This is a genomic window from Sphingomonas sandaracina (genome assembly GCF_036663695.1).
Taxonomy (GTDB): Bacteria; Pseudomonadota; Alphaproteobacteria; order Sphingomonadales; family Sphingomonadaceae; genus Sphingomonas.
Map to the genome: position 1 here is coordinate 205,533 of NZ_JAXOJK010000001.1, position 16,931 is coordinate 222,463.

11 protein-coding genes and 1 riboswitch are annotated in these 16,931 nt (G+C 65.8%); of the genes, 8 read left to right on the forward strand and 3 right to left on the reverse strand.

Translation table 11 applies throughout. The features are described 5' to 3' along the window. Positions 1 to 31: 31 nt before the first annotated feature. Together cobN and cobW are read right to left on the reverse strand one after the other, a co-directional pair. On the reverse strand, positions 32 to 3,292 hold the full coding sequence (gene cobN, locus U1707_RS00815) for a cobaltochelatase subunit CobN (protein WP_332798268.1): 3,261 nt from the start codon (positions 3,290 to 3,292) through the stop codon (positions 32 to 34). A gap of 5 nt (positions 3,293 to 3,297) precedes the next feature. Continuing rightward, positions 3,298 to 4,335 (reverse strand): cobalamin biosynthesis protein CobW, encoded by a 1,038-nt coding sequence (cobW, locus tag U1707_RS00820; protein ID WP_332799010.1) that lies wholly within the window; start codon positions 4,333 to 4,335, stop codon positions 3,298 to 3,300. 164 nt (positions 4,336 to 4,499) lie between these two features. Then, positions 4,500 to 4,733: riboswitch (cobalamin riboswitch) on the reverse strand. Positions 4,734 to 4,908: 175 nt separating this feature from the next. On the opposite strand from cobW, the gene U1707_RS00825 reads away from it, so the two are divergent. The 4 genes from U1707_RS00825 to U1707_RS00840 are packed head-to-tail and all read left to right on the forward strand — an operon-like array spanning position 4,909 to position 9,381. Beyond that, the gene (locus U1707_RS00825) at positions 4,909 to 7,194 is read left to right on the forward strand and encodes a TonB-dependent siderophore receptor (RefSeq protein ID WP_332798269.1); all 2,286 of its coding nucleotides are present in this window, start codon (positions 4,909 to 4,911) and stop codon (positions 7,192 to 7,194) included. An 11-nt stretch (positions 7,195 to 7,205) separates the two neighbouring features. Further along, positions 7,206 to 7,505, forward strand: a complete 300-nt coding sequence (locus U1707_RS00830) for a hypothetical protein (protein WP_332798270.1) — start codon at positions 7,206 to 7,208, stop codon at positions 7,503 to 7,505. Continuing rightward, the gene (locus U1707_RS00835; protein ID WP_332798271.1) at positions 7,502 to 9,100 is read left to right on the forward strand and encodes a PepSY-associated TM helix domain-containing protein; all 1,599 of its coding nucleotides are present in this window, start codon (positions 7,502 to 7,504) and stop codon (positions 9,098 to 9,100) included. The genes U1707_RS00830 and U1707_RS00835 overlap by 4 nt, the downstream gene beginning before the upstream one ends. Next, entirely contained in the window at positions 9,097 to 9,381 is a 285-nt protein-coding gene (locus tag U1707_RS00840) for a DUF3325 domain-containing protein (RefSeq protein ID WP_332798272.1), read from the forward strand. The genes U1707_RS00835 and U1707_RS00840 overlap by 4 nt, the downstream gene beginning before the upstream one ends. Positions 9,382 to 9,392: 11 nt before the next feature. Here U1707_RS00840 and U1707_RS00845 read toward each other — a convergent pair whose 3' ends face one another. Further along, a complete protein-coding gene (locus tag U1707_RS00845; protein WP_332798273.1) occupies positions 9,393 to 9,959 on the reverse strand; it encodes a cytochrome b in 567 nt (188 codons plus the stop codon). 105 nt (positions 9,960 to 10,064) lie between these two features. On the opposite strand from U1707_RS00845, the gene U1707_RS00850 reads away from it, so the two are divergent. The 4 genes from U1707_RS00850 to U1707_RS00865 all read left to right on the forward strand — a co-directional run bounded on the left by U1707_RS00850 (position 10,065) and on the right by U1707_RS00865 (position 16,923). Next, a complete protein-coding gene (locus U1707_RS00850; RefSeq protein WP_332798274.1) occupies positions 10,065 to 11,492 on the forward strand; it encodes a glycosyltransferase family 2 protein in 1,428 nt (475 codons plus the stop codon). 247 nt (positions 11,493 to 11,739) lie between these two features. Beyond that, positions 11,740 to 14,934: a TonB-dependent receptor gene (locus U1707_RS00855; protein WP_332798275.1), complete on the forward strand. Its 3,195-nt coding sequence runs from the start codon at positions 11,740 to 11,742 to the stop codon at positions 14,932 to 14,934. A gap of 196 nt (positions 14,935 to 15,130) precedes the next feature. Continuing rightward, a complete protein-coding gene (locus tag U1707_RS00860) occupies positions 15,131 to 15,889 on the forward strand; it encodes a SapC family protein (RefSeq protein WP_332798276.1) in 759 nt (252 codons plus the stop codon). Positions 15,890 to 15,894: 5 nt separating this feature from the next. Beyond that, positions 15,895 to 16,923, forward strand: a complete 1,029-nt coding sequence (locus tag U1707_RS00865; RefSeq protein ID WP_332798277.1) for a cupin-like domain-containing protein — start codon at positions 15,895 to 15,897, stop codon at positions 16,921 to 16,923. Positions 16,924 to 16,931: the final 8 nt, after the last annotated feature.

A 16,931-nucleotide genomic window follows, 5' to 3' on the forward strand; every position in this document is an offset into this window, starting at 1 on the left:
GGGCGCCAAGCCGTCGGGCACCAGCCGCGGATCACCCTGTAATCTCCAACTGCGCGAGGATCGAGTTGCGTCGCGTGGTCCACAGGCCCGAGGCGTGAAGCGCGGCGAAGCGCTCCTCGAGCGCTGCGAGCGCTTGCGGATTGGCGTTCGCCATAAACGCCCTCACATCGTCGCGCGCCAGCGTCGCATCGTAATACAGATCGATCGACTGCGGCGACACGGCGTCCGCCAAATGCGCGAACGACCCGAGATGATCGAGCGTGGCCGCGAGTTCCGCCGCGCCGCGAAAGCCATGCCGCATCATCCCGGCGACCCAGTCCGGCTGCGCGGCACGGGCGCGAACGACGCGGGCGATTTCCTCGCGCAGGGACCGTGCGCGGGGGCGCTCGGGATCGGTGGCGTCGAGATGGTAGAGCGCGGCGGCGCCCCCCGAGAGTGTCTTTGCCGCCGCAAAACCGGCTTCGTGCGCAGCATAATCGGCGGCCAGCAGCAGGTCGGTCTCGGGCAGGTCCTGGACATGGACGAAACTGTCGGCGGCAGCGACGCGACGACGGATACCGCCGGTGTCGAGGCGGTCGCCGCCGTCGAGGGCGTATGCCGAGGCCGCGAGCCACGCTTCGCCGGCGGCCAGCCGAGCCTCCGGCGTGTAGGTTTCTCCCAGATCGTCCATGCGGACGCCGTAGCGTCCGGGGGCAGGACCATAGACGCGCGGGGTCGGCGGGGCTTCGACGAACGGGTTCAGATCCGCGGGCTCGTCGCGGCCGGCAATCGCGCGGACGGCTTGGCCGAACATCGTGCACAGGCTGGGGAAAGCGTCGCGAAACAGCCCAGACACGCGCAGGGTTACGTCGATCCGCGGGCGGTCGAGGCGCATCAGTGGCAGGATTTCGATTCCGGTCACGCGCTGCGACGCCATGTCCCACACCGGTTCGGCGCCAAGCAGGTGGAGTGCCATCGCGAACTCTTCGCCGGCGGTGCGCATCGTCGCCGATCCCCACAGGTCGACCACCAGCCCCTTGGGGTAATCGCCCTGGTCTTGCAGGTGACGGCGGATCAGCTCCTCGGCCAGCAGCACGCCTTGCGCGTGCGCGGACCGCGACGGCACCGCACGCGGATCGGTGGTGTACAGGTTGCGCCCGGTCGGCAGCACGTCGGATCTACCACGCCACGGCGACCCCGAAGGTCCTGACGGAACACGGCGGCCGGCGAGCGCGGCAAGCAGGCCGTCACGCTCCGCATCGCCATGCGCGCCCCGCCCGAACACATGCAGTCCGTCGCCGAACCGGCTGTCCTTCACGTCGCAGACGAACGTGTCGATCCGCGTGACGACGTCCGCCGCCGTTGCCGCCTGCGCCAGCCCCAGCGTATCCTCGAGACCCAGCGCGTTCGCCTCGTCCAGGATGTCCGCCTGCAATCGGCCGCGCCGCGCCGGATCGAGCCCGTCGGCATTGGAAAACTCATCGAGCAAGGCTTCGAGACGATCCATCCCCACGCCGCTTTTCGCGCCGACCATCGGCGGCGGAACATGCCCCAGCGTAACCGCCCCGATCCTGCGTTTCCCCTGTGCCGCCTCGCCGGGATCGTTGACGATGAACGGATAGATCACGGGCATCGCGCCGGTCAGTGCCTCGGGCCAGCACGCGTTCGACAGCGCGACGGCCTTGCCCGGCAGCCATTCGAGCGTGCCGTGCGCCCCGACATGGACCACCGCATCGGTCCCACGCGCCTGCAACCACAGATAGAACGCGACATAGCCGTGGCGTGGGCACCGCGAGAGGTCGTGATATTCCTCGGTCCGGACGTCGGATCGTCCGCGCTCGGGCTGAAGCGCGACCAGCGCGGTACCGACCGACAGCGCCGCGAACCGGAACGCACCGGCGTGGACGGCGGGATCGTCCTCCGGTTCGCCCCATACGGCGACCAGTTCGGCTTGCAGCGAGGCGGGCAGGGCGGCCAGCGCAACGCGGTACGCGGCGACCGGCCAGTCGATATGCCGCGATCCGAGCGCAGTCGCCAGATCGTCCGCAGGACCCAGCGCATACCCGGCGTGCGCCAGATCCGCCAGAATCGCATCGACCGACGTCAGGGCATCCAGCCCGACCGCGTGCGCCATCTGGTGCGCTTTGCCGGGATAGGTCGACAGGATGATAGCCGGACGTCGCTCGGCTGCAGGCTTGGCCGCCAGCGCGATCCAGCCGTCGACCCGCGCGGCGATGGCATCGACGCGCTCGGCATCGGCGCAGTGCTCCCGGCGCGCATATTGCAGGTCGAGGTCGGGCGAGGCCGCTTCCTTGAAGCTTACGACGCCCGCGAAGATTCGTCCGTCGACCTCGGGCAGGACCACATGCATGGCTAGGTCGGCAGGGGACAGACCGCGAGGCGCATCGCGCCACGCGGCTCGATCGGACGTCGCCAGCGCGACCTGGAAGACGGGGACGTTCGCCCCGTCGAGCGGTGTCGTGTCGTCGTTGCCCCTGCCCGAAAACGCGGTAGCGTTCACGATCGCGACGGGGCCGAGCGCGCCTACCCAGCGTCGCAACCAACCGCTGCCGTCACCGTCCTTCAACGACGGCACGAACAACCCCAGCACGTCGTATCCGCGCGAGGTGAACGCGCCAAGCAACGCGGCGACCGGATCCAGGTCCTGCGCCGTCAGATAGGATCGATAGAACACCAGCAGGATGCGCGGCTTCGACGACTGGAACAGGAATGCCGCCGGGCAGGCGATGCCAGCGTCCGGTCGCCATCCGCCGACTGACGGCATTTCGCCCGCCGTCCGCTTCGTTTCGGCATGCAGACCCGATGCGGAGGCGAACTGCGCCAGCGCCTCGCGTGACGCACCCGCACCGCCGGTATCGCATAGCGTCGACAGGCGCCGCAACAGCGCGACCGGAACGGTGGATGCCGCGTCCAGCCGGCGGTCGTGCCGGCCGTCGGCGGGAAGCACGGCTAGCGCGATCCCGCGGCGCCGGGCCAGCGCTTCGACTTGCTGGAGCCCGTACGACCAATAGGCCGTCCCGCCGATCAGCCGGATCAGGATCGCCTTCGCACCGGCCAGCGTCCGCTCGACATAGGTATCGACCGACAGCGGATGCGTAAGGTCGGCAAGATTGGCGAGACGCAGGCTTGGCACTGCATCGCCCGCCGCGACGGCCTCGTGCCACCCGGCGCTGAACGCGGCGAGATCGCTGTCGGAGAACGACAGTATGACGAGATCAGCGGTGCTCTGGCCCAGGTCCTGGGGGACAGCGCTCTCCTCCAGTCCGTGGCTTTCGCGGAAGACGACGTGCACCTGGATCAGGCTCCCAAGGCTTCCCCGATCACGTCCGGATCGAGCCGTCCCCGCTCGGCGATGACGACCAGTCGCGTGCGACGCGGCTCGTCGGCGCGCCATGGCCGATCGTAATGCGCGCGGACCCGCGCCCCGACCGCCTGCACGAGCAACCGCATCGGCTTGCCCGCGACGGCGGCGTAGCCCTTCACGCGAAGGACATCGCCGCCGGCGCCCAGCGCCTCGATCCGCGTGGTCAGTGCCGCGGGGTCTTCGACCGTGTCCCATTCGACGACGATGCTGTCGAAATCGTCGTGCTCGTGATCGTCCTCGCCGTCATGATGCGAGGGACGCGCGGCGATGTCGTCTTCGGCCGCCGCGCCGAGCCCGAGAACGACGCGCGGGTCGACGATACCGTCGACCAGTTCGACGATCGGCAACGGTCGTGCAGTCTCCGCAGCGATCACGGCGCGTGCCGCCGCGATGCCGTCCGGGCCGGCAAGGTCGCATTTGGTCAGCAGGATCAGGTCGGCACAGGCGAGTTGATCCTCGAACACTTCCGACAGTGGCGTTTCATGATCGATGCTCGGGTCGGCGGCGCGCTGCTCGTCGACCGCGGCCAGATCCGGCGCGAAGCGACCCGCCGCGACCGCTTCGGCATCCGCCAGCGCGATGACGCCGTCGACGGTGATCCGCGACCGGATCGCCGGCCAGTCGAACGCCTTCAACAGCGGCTTGGGCAATGCGAGGCCGGACGTCTCGATCAGAATATGGTCGGGTCGGGGATTAAGCGCGAGCAACGTCTCCACGGTCGGGATGAAGTCGTCCGCGACGGTGCAGCAGATGCAGCCGTTCGCGAGTTCGACGACGTTCTCGGCCGGGCAATCGGGGATCGCGCAACCCTTGAGGATGTCGCCGTCCACCCCCAGCGTGCCGAATTCGTTGACGATCACGGCAAGGCGACGTCCGCCCGCGTTGCGGATCAGATGGCTGATCAACGTCGTCTTGCCCGCGCCGAGAAAGCCGGTGACGATGGTAACGGGAATCTTGGACAGATCGGGCATGCTAGTCTCCTCGCGCCGTGCGACGATGGGCGGGACCTGCATGATCATCGACGCGCGACGCTGGACGGGCGCGAATGCCCATGCCACGCACCGATGCAGCTCCAGCCGCATAGGTTCGTCGCTCAGACGGAGAACCGTGCCGCGGCCATCCCCTGGACCAAGGCAAGAGCGACCCATCGCCGGCAGGTCTCCTGGCTCACGGGTCACAGCTCGAATGCGCGGCCTTCCCAGAATGCGCGACGGGCGCAGGGTCCAGTGGCGGCCTCCTTCTTGCGAAGGACGCGTGGCACTCTCGCTCACCGCTTACAGTTGCAGGGACAGCCGCGGATTTGGGGACGAACCCCGCACCGCATTCCCATTCAAGCCTTTCGCAAGGCACCGGCGCGATCAACAAGGTCCGGCTCAGCCGGTCCTTGTCCGTCGCTTAGCGCACGCCCGACAGATTGCCAATTCGCGATCGCGATCAAATTCCGCACGTCGCTACCTTGGCCGCAAAACATGACATGAATGTTAGATTGATAGTGACTCGCAAAAGCGACTGCGGTAGAGGCCTCGACATTGAAGGGGTTCAGCATGAGTTTTATGAGCGTATTGTTGGCTGGCGCCGCGCTGGTCGGAGAGCCTGCGCGTATAGCCGAAGATAAAGCGGTTCGGTCGGACGAACTGACTGTGCCGAACGAAGATCAGAAGTCGGACGAAATCCTCGTCGTCGGAAAGAGTTACGGTCGCGAAATCGGCAAGACCGTAACGCCGCTCAAGGATACGCCCAATACCGTCACGGTGATCGAGCGCGAACAGATCGAGGCGCAGAACCTGTTCACGCTCGAAGACGCGCTGACCGCCACCAACGGCATCACCGTCAACGGCGTCGGCAGCGAGGATCCGTCGTTCCTGTCGCGCGGGTTCATCATCAACAATTACCTGATCGACGGCGTTCCGACGTTCTCCCTAGGCTTCCCGGCGGTGGTGCCCGACCTGTTCTTCTACGATCGGCTCGAGGTGCTGCGTGGCCCGGCCGGACTGTTCAGCGGTTCCGGGAACCCCGCGGGCAGCATCAATCTGGTGCGCAAGCGCCCGCTCGATACGACCAGGGTCCAGGCGAGCGCAGGCTATGGCAGCTACGACAACGTCCGGCTCGAACTCGACGTATCGACGCCGATCGGCCCGAAGGCCGGCATCCGCGTCGGGGCCATGCTGCACGATCAGGACCAGTTCTTCGACACCGCGCACCGCAACCGCGTCGGCGCGTTCGCGACCGGATCGCTCGAGATCGGCGATCGCACGACGCTGACGGTCGGCGGGAACTATGATCGTTTCCGCCCGGCGGTCCAGTCGGGCCTGCCCGGCATCATCGGCGGTGCCGACGGCAGCGACGGGCAGTTGCTCGACATTGACCGGTCGACCTATCTCGGCGCCGACTGGAACCGGTTCGAGAGCAAGAGCTGGACCGGGTTCGCCGAACTCACGCACAAGGTGAGCGACCGCTGGACGCTGCGCGCGACCGGGCTGTTCACCGATGTCGATCGGGTGGACATCTACAGCTATATCGGCAGCCAGCCGGTCACCGCCACCAACGGCGTCACCAGCCACATCGCCTATCGCGGCGACAGCAAACAACGGACGCGGTCGTTCGACTTCAACGGGATCGGCAGCTTCCCCCTGTTCGGGCGCGACCAGACGCTGATCCTGGGTGCCGATTATCAGGCAAGCTCGGGGACGGCGTTCGCCACCAGATTGTCGAACTATGCGAGGATCGACGTGTATGATCCGGTATCCCCGGTCGAACCGCCACTCGATCCCTACGGGGCGCTGCCCTATTATCCGGTACAGGGTACCGGCGCGACCTGTCCCGACAGCGGCACCGCGATCACGCCCGCACCGGCTAATTGTGTGCTGCAGGTCTATGGCGGCTCGGGGACCGACGTCGAGCAATACGGCCTGTACGGCCAGATGCGCCTGAGCCCGATCGCGGGGCTGACATTGGTCGGGGGTGGTCGTTTGACGTGGTGGGACACGACCCTGACGACGCTCCTCACGCCCACCGGGCCGCTGCCCGCCGCGTCGCGCTACGGGTACGACAATCGCTTTACGCCGTATGCCGGCATCGTCTGGGACGTCACGCACGCGCTCAACGTCTATGCGAGCTATGCCGACAGTTTCACGCCGCAAGCGCCGCCGGTCGGCCGGACGCGGCCCGATGGACGTCGGATCGAACCGCTGACCGGCAAGCAGTTCGAGGCGGGGACCAAGCTGTCGCTGATGGGCGACCGGCTGTTGCTGTCCGCTGCGGCGTATCAGATCATGCAATCGAACCGGCTGTTCAACGATCCGGACCTGCCGACCAGCGTCCTCCAGATCGGCAAGGTCCGCGCGCGCGGGATCGAGGCCGAGGCGAGCGGCGAGATCCTCCCGGGCTGGCGCATCAACGGCGGCTACAGCTACACGCGGACGAAATATCTCGAAGACGCCAATCCGCTGTTCGAGGGTATCAGCCTGGTGCCGATCGTCCCGAAGCACATGGCGAAGATGTTCACCAATTACGCGCCGGCGGACGGACCGCTTGCCGGCATCAGCCTCGGTGGCGGCCTTACGTGGTTCGGCAGCACCTTTGGCGGGACGGCCGCGGTGTTCAATCCGGACGGTACCGTCCGCACCCGGTCCAGCATCGTTCGCCAGGGGAGCTACGCCGTGCTCGACCTGCGCGCGGGCTATGCGTTGACGCCGCGGCTGGGCGTATCGGTGAACGTCAACAACGTCCTCGATCGTGATTACTACGCGCGGATCAGTTCGTCGGGGCGCGGCAATTACTATGGCAGTCCGCGCACCGCGTTCGCGACGCTGCGGTACACCTTCCTGTGACGGCAGGCGACATGCATGCCCGCGCCCGCTGGGCACGACGCGGCGATATCGGCCTGCGGATCGTCGCCGCCGTGCCGCTCGGCTATGCCACCGCGAGTTTGTGGGCGATGGCGCTCGCCCGCATCCTGCCGGGCGAGCGCATCGAGGCGACCGTCGCCGCGACGTTGATCGCGCTCGCATTGTGCGCGGTGGCGGCGATGTGGGCTTTCGCCGCGCGCAGCGGTTGGCGCGCGCTGTGGACGCTGGCGGCCGCAGCGGGGATTGCGGCGGCGATCACCGGGCTCTCGATCGCGGCGACGGGGCGGCCATGAGCAAGGGCTTCCGGCAATCGCAGGCGTTCCTGCACACCTGGTCGGGGATGCTGCTCGGGTGGATCCTGTTCCTCGTGTTCGTCGCCGGCTCGCTCGCGTTCTGGCGCGAAGGGCTCAACCGGTGGACGCGCCCCGAACTCGCGCGGATCGAACAGCCGATGCGCGTGTTGGCGGGGTCGCAGGCGTTCCTCGCGAAGACTGCGCCGGATGCGAAGAGCTGGTTCATTCCGATCGTGACGGACCGGATGCCCGGCGCGCAGCTGTTCTGGGTACCACAGCCCAAGCCCGGCGAGGAACGGGGGCGGGGGCGGCACGGCGGTCGCGGACGTCGCGACACCCAGGCGCTGATCGGTGCCAATGGGCAGGTCGCGCACGCCCGCGACACGCGCGGCGGCGAGTTCTTCTACCGCTTCCATTTCGATCTTCATTACATGCCGGTGATCTGGGCACGGTGGATCGTCGGGTTCGCGTCGATGATGATGCTCGTCGCGATCCTGAGCGGAATCGTCACGCACAAGAAGATCTTCAAGGATTTCTTCACGCTGCGCCGTGGCAAGGGACAGCGATCGTGGCTGGACGGGCACAACGCCACGGCGGTGCTGGCGCTGCCGTTCCACTTGATGATCACCTATACCGGCCTCGTCACGCTGATGGCGTTGCTGATGCCCTGGGCGGTCGTCGCCAATTATACCGACGAGCGCGTGGTTTCGTCCGCGCTGTTTCCCAGCGCGACGGTGGCCGAACGTACCGGGCGGGCCGCACCGCTGATCGATCTGCGACGGATCGCAGCCGATGCCGAACATCGTCTCGGTGCGCCGGCGAGTTTCATCGAGGTGAGCGATCCCGGCGATGCCGCCGCGCGCGTCACGGTGAGCCAGAGCTTCGGTTCGATGCTATCCTCGCGAACACCGCGACTGGCCTATGACGGCGTGTCCGGGAACCTCGTCTGGCGGTCGCCCGTACCCGGCGCGGCGGCCGAGACCGCAGGCGTGATGATCGGACTGCATGCCGGCCGCTTTGCCGGATATGGCGGGCGGTGGCTGTATTTCCTGTGCGGTGTCGCGGGCACGCTGATGGTCGCGAGCGGACTCGTCCTGTGGACCGTGAAACGCCGCGAGCGATTGCCCGATCCGGAACGACCGCATCTGGGCTTCCGGGTGGTCGAACGGCTGAACGTCGCGGTGATCGGTGGCTTCCCGCTCGGCGTCGCATCGTTCTTCTGGGCCAACCGACTATTGCCGATCGCTCTCGGCGGTCGCGCGCAATGGGAGATCAACATGCTGTTCATCGTCTGGTCGATGTCGGCGTGCCTGGCATTCGTCGCGAAGCCCCGACACGTGTGGCCGCTGCTCTTCACCGCGACCGGTGTGCTGCTGGCGTCGTTGCCGCTGTACGACAGCGTCGCGACCGATCGCGGCATCGTCGTCATGCTGGCACGCGGCGACCTGATGATGGCGGGGGTCGACGTCACGATGGCGCTGTTCGGCTTTGCGTTCCTCGCGGTCGCGCACCGTGTCGCGCGTCATAGACCGAAGGCCAGGGGCGTTCGCGCATCTCGGACCGCCGACGCCCGCGTGCTGGAACCCGCCGAATGACCGTCGTGCCGCTGATCCTGTCGATCGCCGCGTTCCTCCTGCTCGGTTTGTCGAGCGACGTGCATCACCGTCGTCGGTTCGGGGTCTGTCCGGCGGCGGCACGACGCGCGAGGCTGCGAACCATGGGTTGGCTCACGCTCGGCGCGGCGTTCGTCCCGGCGATTGCCGCGCGCGGCTGGGTCTTCGGACCGATCCTGTGGGTCGGAACGATAATGGCAGGCGCGGCCATCGTCTTCCTGGCGCTCAACCTGCTCCCGGACACACGGGCGCAGCGATCCTGACCCGCGCAGCGTCAGTCTCGTCCGGCGCCGGGTACGATCCGGCGGAGTTCGCGGTGGCCGTCGATCCATTCATGCTTGAGCGCCCCCGCGATGTGCAGACCGACCAGCAGGTAAAGGATATAGGCCAGCCACGCATGCGCGGCGCCGAACACAGAATGCAGCGTCTCGCGCGTTGCGGGATCGATCGACCCGAACGCGATTCGCGGCCATTCGACCAGACCGTAGAGATACATCGGGTGGGTCGCGGCATCCTTCCACGCCGAGTCCATGATCCAGCCCGACAGCGGCACCGCGAAGATGATCGCGTATAGCAGCCAATGCGTGACGTGCGATACCGTAACTTCCCAGCGCTGATAGCGGGTCGGCAGCGCGGGCGGCTGGTGCGTCAGCCGCCACAGCAGCCGCATGATCGCCAGACCGAGCACCGTGATGCCGATCGACTTGTGCAGGTCGATGACGGGGCGGACATGATCGTCGGCAAGGTACGGCCACACCCAGGCGAGCCCGACGTTGATGAGGATGCCCAACGCCACGAGCCAGTGCAGCGCGATCGCGACCCCGGTGTATTTCCTGACCATTCGCCTTCGCCTCGTTCGTCGTCGCGGCGGGTCTTTCCTCCGCGTTCGCGATTTGCGCAATAGCCCATTCATCTGGCCCGCGGTACGCACCGCGCGATGTCACCGATGACCGCAATCTTCGCCGCGCAATCGCCGCGCCTGTCGCCACGGCGCGTACCGATCGCCAGCCGCCTGATCGGCTTGGCGGTACCCCTCATATTCGCCGTGCTGGTGCTGCAAGCCTTCCTCCGTCAGGGGCTTGCGGTGTGGTCGGTCGGCATCGCCTATATCCTCTACGATACCGCGCTGCTGGTGTTTACGGCGTGGCAGATCCGCGAACTCGCTTACGCGCCGCCGCCCGCCCTGGATGGCAGGCCGGCACCGCGTTTCGGCGTCATCGTCGCGGCGCGCAACGAGGCCAGCGTCATCCGCCTGACGATCGACCGGTTGCTAGCGCAGGAGCGCCCGCCGGAGACGATCATGATCGCCGACGACGGATCGGACGACGCCACGCCGTCGGTCATGCGCGACGGCTATGCGCTCGCCGTGCCGTTGCCCGGAGAGGTCGCGTCGGTCGATATCGGCGGCACGCGCATCGCGTGGCTGCGATTGCCGCATGGTGGCAAGGCGCGGGCGCTCAATGCTGCGCTCGTCCGGATCGACGCGGCGATCGTCCTGACGGTTGATGCCGATACGCTGCTCGAACCCGGCGCGATCGCGGCGATGCGCGCTGCCTTTGCCGCGGAACCCGAGCTGGTCGCGGCGACCGGTGTGCTCGCGCCGATCTGCGGACCCGGGCTCGGCGGTCGGCTGTTCGAGTGGTTCCAGTCCTATGAATATGTCCGCAACTTCCTGTCGCGCGACGCGTGGATGCGGCTGAACGGTCTGTTGTTGATCTCCGGTGCGTTTGCCGCGTTCCGGCGCGACGCGGTGATCGCGGTCGGTGGCTTCGATCCCGACTGCATGGTCGAGGATTACGAACTGATCCACCGGCTCCATCGCCATGCCCACGATACCGGGCTCGACTGGCGGGTGCGCGTCGTGGGCGGGGCACTGGCGCGAACCGATGCCCCGGCGAGCATCCCCGCGTTCCTCAAACAGCGTCAGCGCTGGTTCGGCGGGTTCCTCCAGACGCAGCATTGGAACCGCGACATGGTCGGAAACCGTGCCTATGGCCGGCTCGGCACCCGGATGTTGCCGGTCAAGGCCCTGGATACCGTGCAGCCGATCTACGGACTGACCGCATTCGCGATCCTGATCGGACTGGTGATCACCGGACGGTTCGCGCTGGCGCTGCCGATCCTGATCGTGATGATCGTCAAGATCGCCATCGATCTAAGCTTCCACGTCTGGTCGCTCGGCATCTACAAGCGATGGACAGGGCAGCGCGAAGGGCTCGGGCTCGGGCCCGCCATCATTGCCGCGATCGCCGAGCCGTTCACCTTCCAGCTTCTGCGTCACGTCGGTGCGATCTATGGCTGGGTGGCGTTTCTGCGCGGCGGTCAGACGTGGGGACGACAAACCCGCACTGCGCTGGAACACCGAGCGTCCTGATCTTCCAACCAAAATGAATTAATCTCCTCCGGGCAAACAGGTAGATCGCCGGATTCATTGGGCATTATCTCCCGCATCTTGCTCTGCATCATAGCAATTGCAAGTGTTCGGCACCTCGAACGCTATTCCCAAATTGAATGCTTATTGCCAAGGTCTTATGACCAGTTATGGTAGCGCTCGCACAAGCCAAGAATAATCGGCGGTGCGGGGCCGCGGTCATGGTGATCGCGAGGAAGAGGGGATGAACATGAAGGCTGTAGGTCTTTCGTCTGCGCTCGCGCGCTCAGCGTCCGTCGTGGCACTCGCTACGTGTCTTACAGTGTCCGGACCTGCGTTCGGACAGACGCAGACGGGCGCAGAGGCGACCAATGCACAGCCGACGACGGCGCCTGGGACCTCCGCCGACCCGACGACCGCGGCGGGACAGCTGACGACACCGGCCGCAGCACCGTCATCCGAATCCGCGCAGGCCCCGGCGGGCGACGAGATCGTCGTCACGGGCGTAAGGGCCAGCCTCGAACGGTCGATCGCAATCAAGCGCAACTCGACCGGCATCGTCGACGCGATTTCCGCCGAGGATATCGGCAAGTTCCCCGACACGAACCTCGCCGAATCGTTGCAGCGCATCACCGGCGTGTCGATCAACCGTACGAATGGCGAAGGCGCGCTGGTCACCGTCCGCGGCTTTGGTCCGAGCTACAATCTCGTCACGTTGAACGGTCGCCAGCTGGCCACCGCGAACGTGCAGGTCGTCGGTGGCGATCAGAATTCGGACAGCGCACAGGGCGCGAGCCGCTCGTTCGACTTTTCGAACCTCGCATCTGAGGGCGTCCGTACACTGGAGGTCTACAAGACCGGCCGTGCGTCGGTACCGACCGGCGGCATCGGCGCGACGATCAACGTCGTCACCCGCCGTCCGCTCGATGGCAAGGGCGGCCTGACGGGCAGTATCGGTGCGAAGGGCGTCTACGATACCAGCACCGATGGCTGCCTCGATTGCGGATCGAAGGTCACGCCCGAATTGTCCGGGGTGGTAAGCTGGGCCGACCCGACCGACCGGTTCGGCGTCTCGCTGTTCGGCAGCTACCAGAAGCGTAACTTCACCTCGATCTCGGCGACGTCCAACGACTGGAACGTCATGTCCTACAACGACTTCCTGACCGGTGGTTTCACGAAGGGGGACGGCAGCACGAAGATCACCGGCGCCCCCACCAACGCGAACCAGCTCATCGCGTTTCCTAACGACAGCCGCTACCATTATGCCGAGGGCAGTCGCGAGCGCATCAACGGCCAGGCGGTGGTCCAGTTCAAGCCGATCGAGACGCTGACGCTGACGGCGGATGCCTTGTTCGCGCAGAACACGCAGAAGGAAATCCGCTCGGATCTCTCCAACTGGTTCAGCCGTCCGTTCGACGAAGTACGATTCGACGCCAACCCCGTGGTCGCCACCGCAAACTATCTGCACGAGACGATCAATGGCGCCAAGGACGAAGGATTCGAGGCGCAGAACCGCGGGCAAAAAAGCCGGGTTCAGGATTTCGGCCTCAACGGCAAGTGGGAGCTGACCGACAATTTCACGGTCAACCTCGACGGCCATTACAGCAAGGCATCGAGCCGGCCGGACAACCCCAACGGCAACAGCTCGACGCTGGTCGGCATGGCCGCGAACGTCGTGACCTCGCACTCGGTCGACTATACCGGCGACATTCCGAAGCAGGACATCACGCTCAACGGTCCGTTGACGGTAAATCAGGTCGGATCGCAGATCGGGCGTACCTACGCCTCCACGCAGGACCAGCGCGTGAAGGAACTGCGCGCCGATTTCGGTTGGGATCTCGGGGGCGGCAGCCGGTTCGACTTCGGCGGGAACCTGCGTGATACCAACATGCACCAGACACGGGTCGCGACGCAGCAGGTGTTGGGCGATTGGGGCATCACCAATCCCGGCGACGTCGAACGGTTGGCACCCGGCGCGTTGCAGGCATTTTGTCTCGTCTGCAAATTCAAGCATTTCGACCCCGGTAACGATCCGGAATCGCAGACCGCATTCCGTGGCGATGCGGCGAACATCTACTCGATCCTGTCACCATTCTATGCCGGCACCGGCAACGCGATCGGGGTGACGACCAACGAAGACAACCGGGTCCGCGAAAAGATCTGGTCCGCTTATGGTCAGGTGACCTGGAAAGGCGAACTGGCCAATCGACCGGCCACATTGGTCGCCGGCGTGCGCTACGAGCACACCAAGTCGACCTCGACGTCGCTGGTGGCGGTGCCGGCCGCGATCAATTGGGTCTCGGACAACGACTATACGGTCGTCATCTCGAACCAGAACAGCTTCCTCACCGATGGCGGGTCGTACAACAACTTCCTGCCGTCGATGGATTTCCAGGTCGAACTGCAGACCAATCTGATCGGTCGCCTGTCGTTCAGCAAGACGATCGCCCGGCCCGAATATGGCAGCCTGTTCACGTCGACGAGCGTGTCAGGCCCCACCCGGCCGATCGCAAACGGCGGTATCGCGTCGGGGTCGACCGGCAATGCCCAGCTGATCCCGCTCGAATCCGACAATCTCGATGCATCGATCGAATGGTATTACAAGTCCGACAGTTACGTTTCGCTCGGCATCTTCGACAAGCGGGTGCGCAACTTCATCGGTAACGGCCAGTTCACCACCGAACTGTTCGGCCTGCGCGATCCAAGCTCGGGTGCCGCGGGAACGCGTTCGGGACAGGCCAAGGCCGCCTTGCAGTCTCTCGGGGCCGACCAGAGCGACGTGAACCTGTTCGCCCTTACCGCGCTGCTGGATCAGACCGGTTCGATCGGTGCGGCGACGACCGTGTTCCAGGCGAACTACAACGCCACCACCCGGTCGCTGAACGACGATTTCGTCAAGCAGATCAACAGCAGCCGGGATGTCGTCGCCAACGGTACGGACGCGCTGTACCAATTCCAGCTGACCCGACCGGTCAACAACAAGGATGCCGAGATCTACGGCCTCGAAGTCGCGGGGCAGCATTTCTTCGGCTCGAGCGGCTTCGGGATCGGCGCGGCCTACACGTTGGTGCGCGGCGATGTCGGCTTCAACATCGGCGCACCGCGGACCGAAAATCAGTTCGCGCTGCTCGGCCTGTCGGATACGGCCAACGCAACGTTCATCTATGACAAATACGGCCTGTCGGTCCGTCTGGCCTATAACTGGCGAGGCAAGTTCCTGTCCGGGATCAACCGGCAGGATTCGCGCAATCCAGAGTTCACCAAGCCGTTCGGCCAGGTGGACATGAATATCAGCTACGACATCACGCCGAATTTCGCCGTGTCGCTGGAGGGTATCAATCTGACCGAGCAAAAGCTCAGGACGTACGCGCGCGACGAAAGCCAGCTGTGGTACGGCCAGGAACTCCGACGCCGCTTCCTCCTGGGTGGACGTTTCCGCTTCTGATCGCCCGCGCGATAAAACGGCCCGGCTGAGGGTCGCCAGAGAGTCTAGAGTCTGCCCGGAGCCGCACATCGCTCGGGGCAGGCGACCACCGGAGGGCCCCGATGCCGGGCTGGCACGGTACACGGGGCACGCATTGCGCGTGGCCTGTGCACTGTTCATGATGCGGGGTCTTCCCTTTACCGACACGAGGCTGAACGTGACGAACATCGTCCTGCTCAACAATATCGATCACGGCGATCTGGTGATCGCAACGGGTCACGGACCCGAGTTCGGCGATGCCGTGAATCAGGTGCTCGTCTTCCCGACCGAATGGCAGGACGTGCAGCGCGAATATCCGATCCTGTTCCGCCGCGCCGAAAATGGACAATATCAGTCGGTGGCGCTGGTCGGGCTGGATCGCGACGAAAACCTGTTTCTCGCGGGTGGCGAATGGCGGGCAAGGTACGTTCCAGCGCTGCACAGCCGTGGTCCGTTTTCGATCGGCGTGCAGCGTTCCGAGGACGGCGGCGAGGACGAGCCGATGATCCATATCGATCTCGACCATCCGCGCGTCGCCAAGGGCGCCGGGCAGGGGACGGGTCAGGGAACCGGGCAGGGAAAAGGGCAGCCGGTCTTCCTGACGCATGGCGGCAACAGTCCGTATCTCAATGCCATCGCCGACGTGCTGCGACGCATCCATGCAGGCGTACTCGCGAACGAGCCGGTGTTCGATGCGTTCGAGGCGGAGGGATTGATCGAACCCGTCGCGGTGGAGATCATGCTGGACGAAACGACGAAATACACGCTCGACGATCTGTACACGATCTCCGCCGACCGGCTCGCGGCACTCGACGGCGCGGCGTTGCACAGATTGCAATCACGTGGGTATCTCGAGGCCGCATTCTGGGCGATCGCGTCGCTGGGGACGGTTCCGCATCTGATCGAACGGAAGACCGACAGGTTGTCGGGACGGTGATCGACATGGCGACGCTGCCGTCGGTGCGGACGATCGAAGGGGCTGCGCGCGCAGACGTGGATATCTCGGCGTTGATCGAAGCCGGCGAACCGGTCGTCCTGAAGGCGATCGCGGCGGACCTGCCACTCGTCGAGGCCGGGCGTCGCGGCGTCGAAGCGGCCATGGCCTATCTGTTGCAATTCGATGCGGGGCGGCCGGTGGTCGGATTCGTCGGCGCGCCCAATATCGGCGGACGCTTCTTCTACAACGCCGATCTCACCGGGATGAACTATACCGCCGGACGGGCACCGCTGGCCGATTTTCTCGAACGTATCCGTGCTAATATTTCGACGGAGGCACCGGAGTCGGTCTATCTCGGCTCGACCGATCTCGACGTATATTTCCCCGGTCTGCGCGCGGATAACCCGGTCGTGGGTACAGATGTCCTGGCCGGCAGTGGCGCATCGCTTGCAAGCCTCTGGATCGGGAATCGGACGACCGCCGCGGCGCATTGGGACATGTCGAACAATATCGCCTGCCCGCTGGTCGGGCGACGTCGCTTTACGCTGTTTCCCCCAGACCAGGTCGCGAACCTGTATCCCGGGCCGCTCGAACCGACGCCCGGGGGGCAAATGGTCAGCATGGTCGACTTTCCTTCGCCCGATTACGCGCGGTATCCGGGATTTCGCAATGCGCTCGCCGCCGCCCGTGTCGCCGAACTCGATCCCGGCGACGTCCTCGTCTACCCGGCGCTGTGGTGGCACCAGGTCGAGGCGCTCGACGACTTCAACGTCATGGTCAATTATTGGTGGAACGACGCCCCCGCCTTCGTCGATACGCCGATGACGACGCTGCTTCACGCGCTGCTCAGCCTGCGCGACCGGCCGGTCGGCGAGAAGCAGGCCTGGCGCGCGATGTTCGACTATTACGTGTTCGGTCCCGCCGACCGCGCGGGGGAGCATCTCCCGCCGCATGCGCGCGGCGCGCTCGGCACGCTCGACGACATGGCCGCACGGCGTCTGCGCGCGCAGGTCCAGCAGCGATTGAACCGATAGCGATGGCC

What these genes read in the sequence shown, in the direction of transcription:
- U1707_RS00840 (WP_332798272.1), top strand. Translation starts at nt 9,097, where the DNA reads ATGACCGTCGTGCCGCTGATCCTGTCGATCGCCGCGTTCCTCCTGCTC.
- U1707_RS00845 (WP_332798273.1), bottom strand. Translation starts at nt 9,959, where the DNA reads ATGGTCAGGAAATACACCGGGGTCGCGATCGCGCTGCACTGGCTCGTG.
- U1707_RS00850 (WP_332798274.1), top strand. Translation starts at nt 10,065, where the DNA reads ATGACCGCAATCTTCGCCGCGCAATCGCCGCGCCTGTCGCCACGGCGC.
- U1707_RS00825 (WP_332798269.1), top strand. Translation starts at nt 4,909, where the DNA reads ATGAGTTTTATGAGCGTATTGTTGGCTGGCGCCGCGCTGGTCGGAGAG.
- U1707_RS00835 (WP_332798271.1), top strand. Translation starts at nt 7,502, where the DNA reads ATGAGCAAGGGCTTCCGGCAATCGCAGGCGTTCCTGCACACCTGGTCG.
- cobW (WP_332799010.1), bottom strand. Translation starts at nt 4,335, where the DNA reads ATGCCCGATCTGTCCAAGATTCCCGTTACCATCGTCACCGGCTTTCTC.
- U1707_RS00855 (WP_332798275.1), top strand. Translation starts at nt 11,740, where the DNA reads ATGAAGGCTGTAGGTCTTTCGTCTGCGCTCGCGCGCTCAGCGTCCGTC.
- U1707_RS00865 (WP_332798277.1), top strand. Translation starts at nt 15,895, where the DNA reads ATGGCGACGCTGCCGTCGGTGCGGACGATCGAAGGGGCTGCGCGCGCA.
- U1707_RS00830 (WP_332798270.1), top strand. Translation starts at nt 7,206, where the DNA reads ATGCATGCCCGCGCCCGCTGGGCACGACGCGGCGATATCGGCCTGCGG.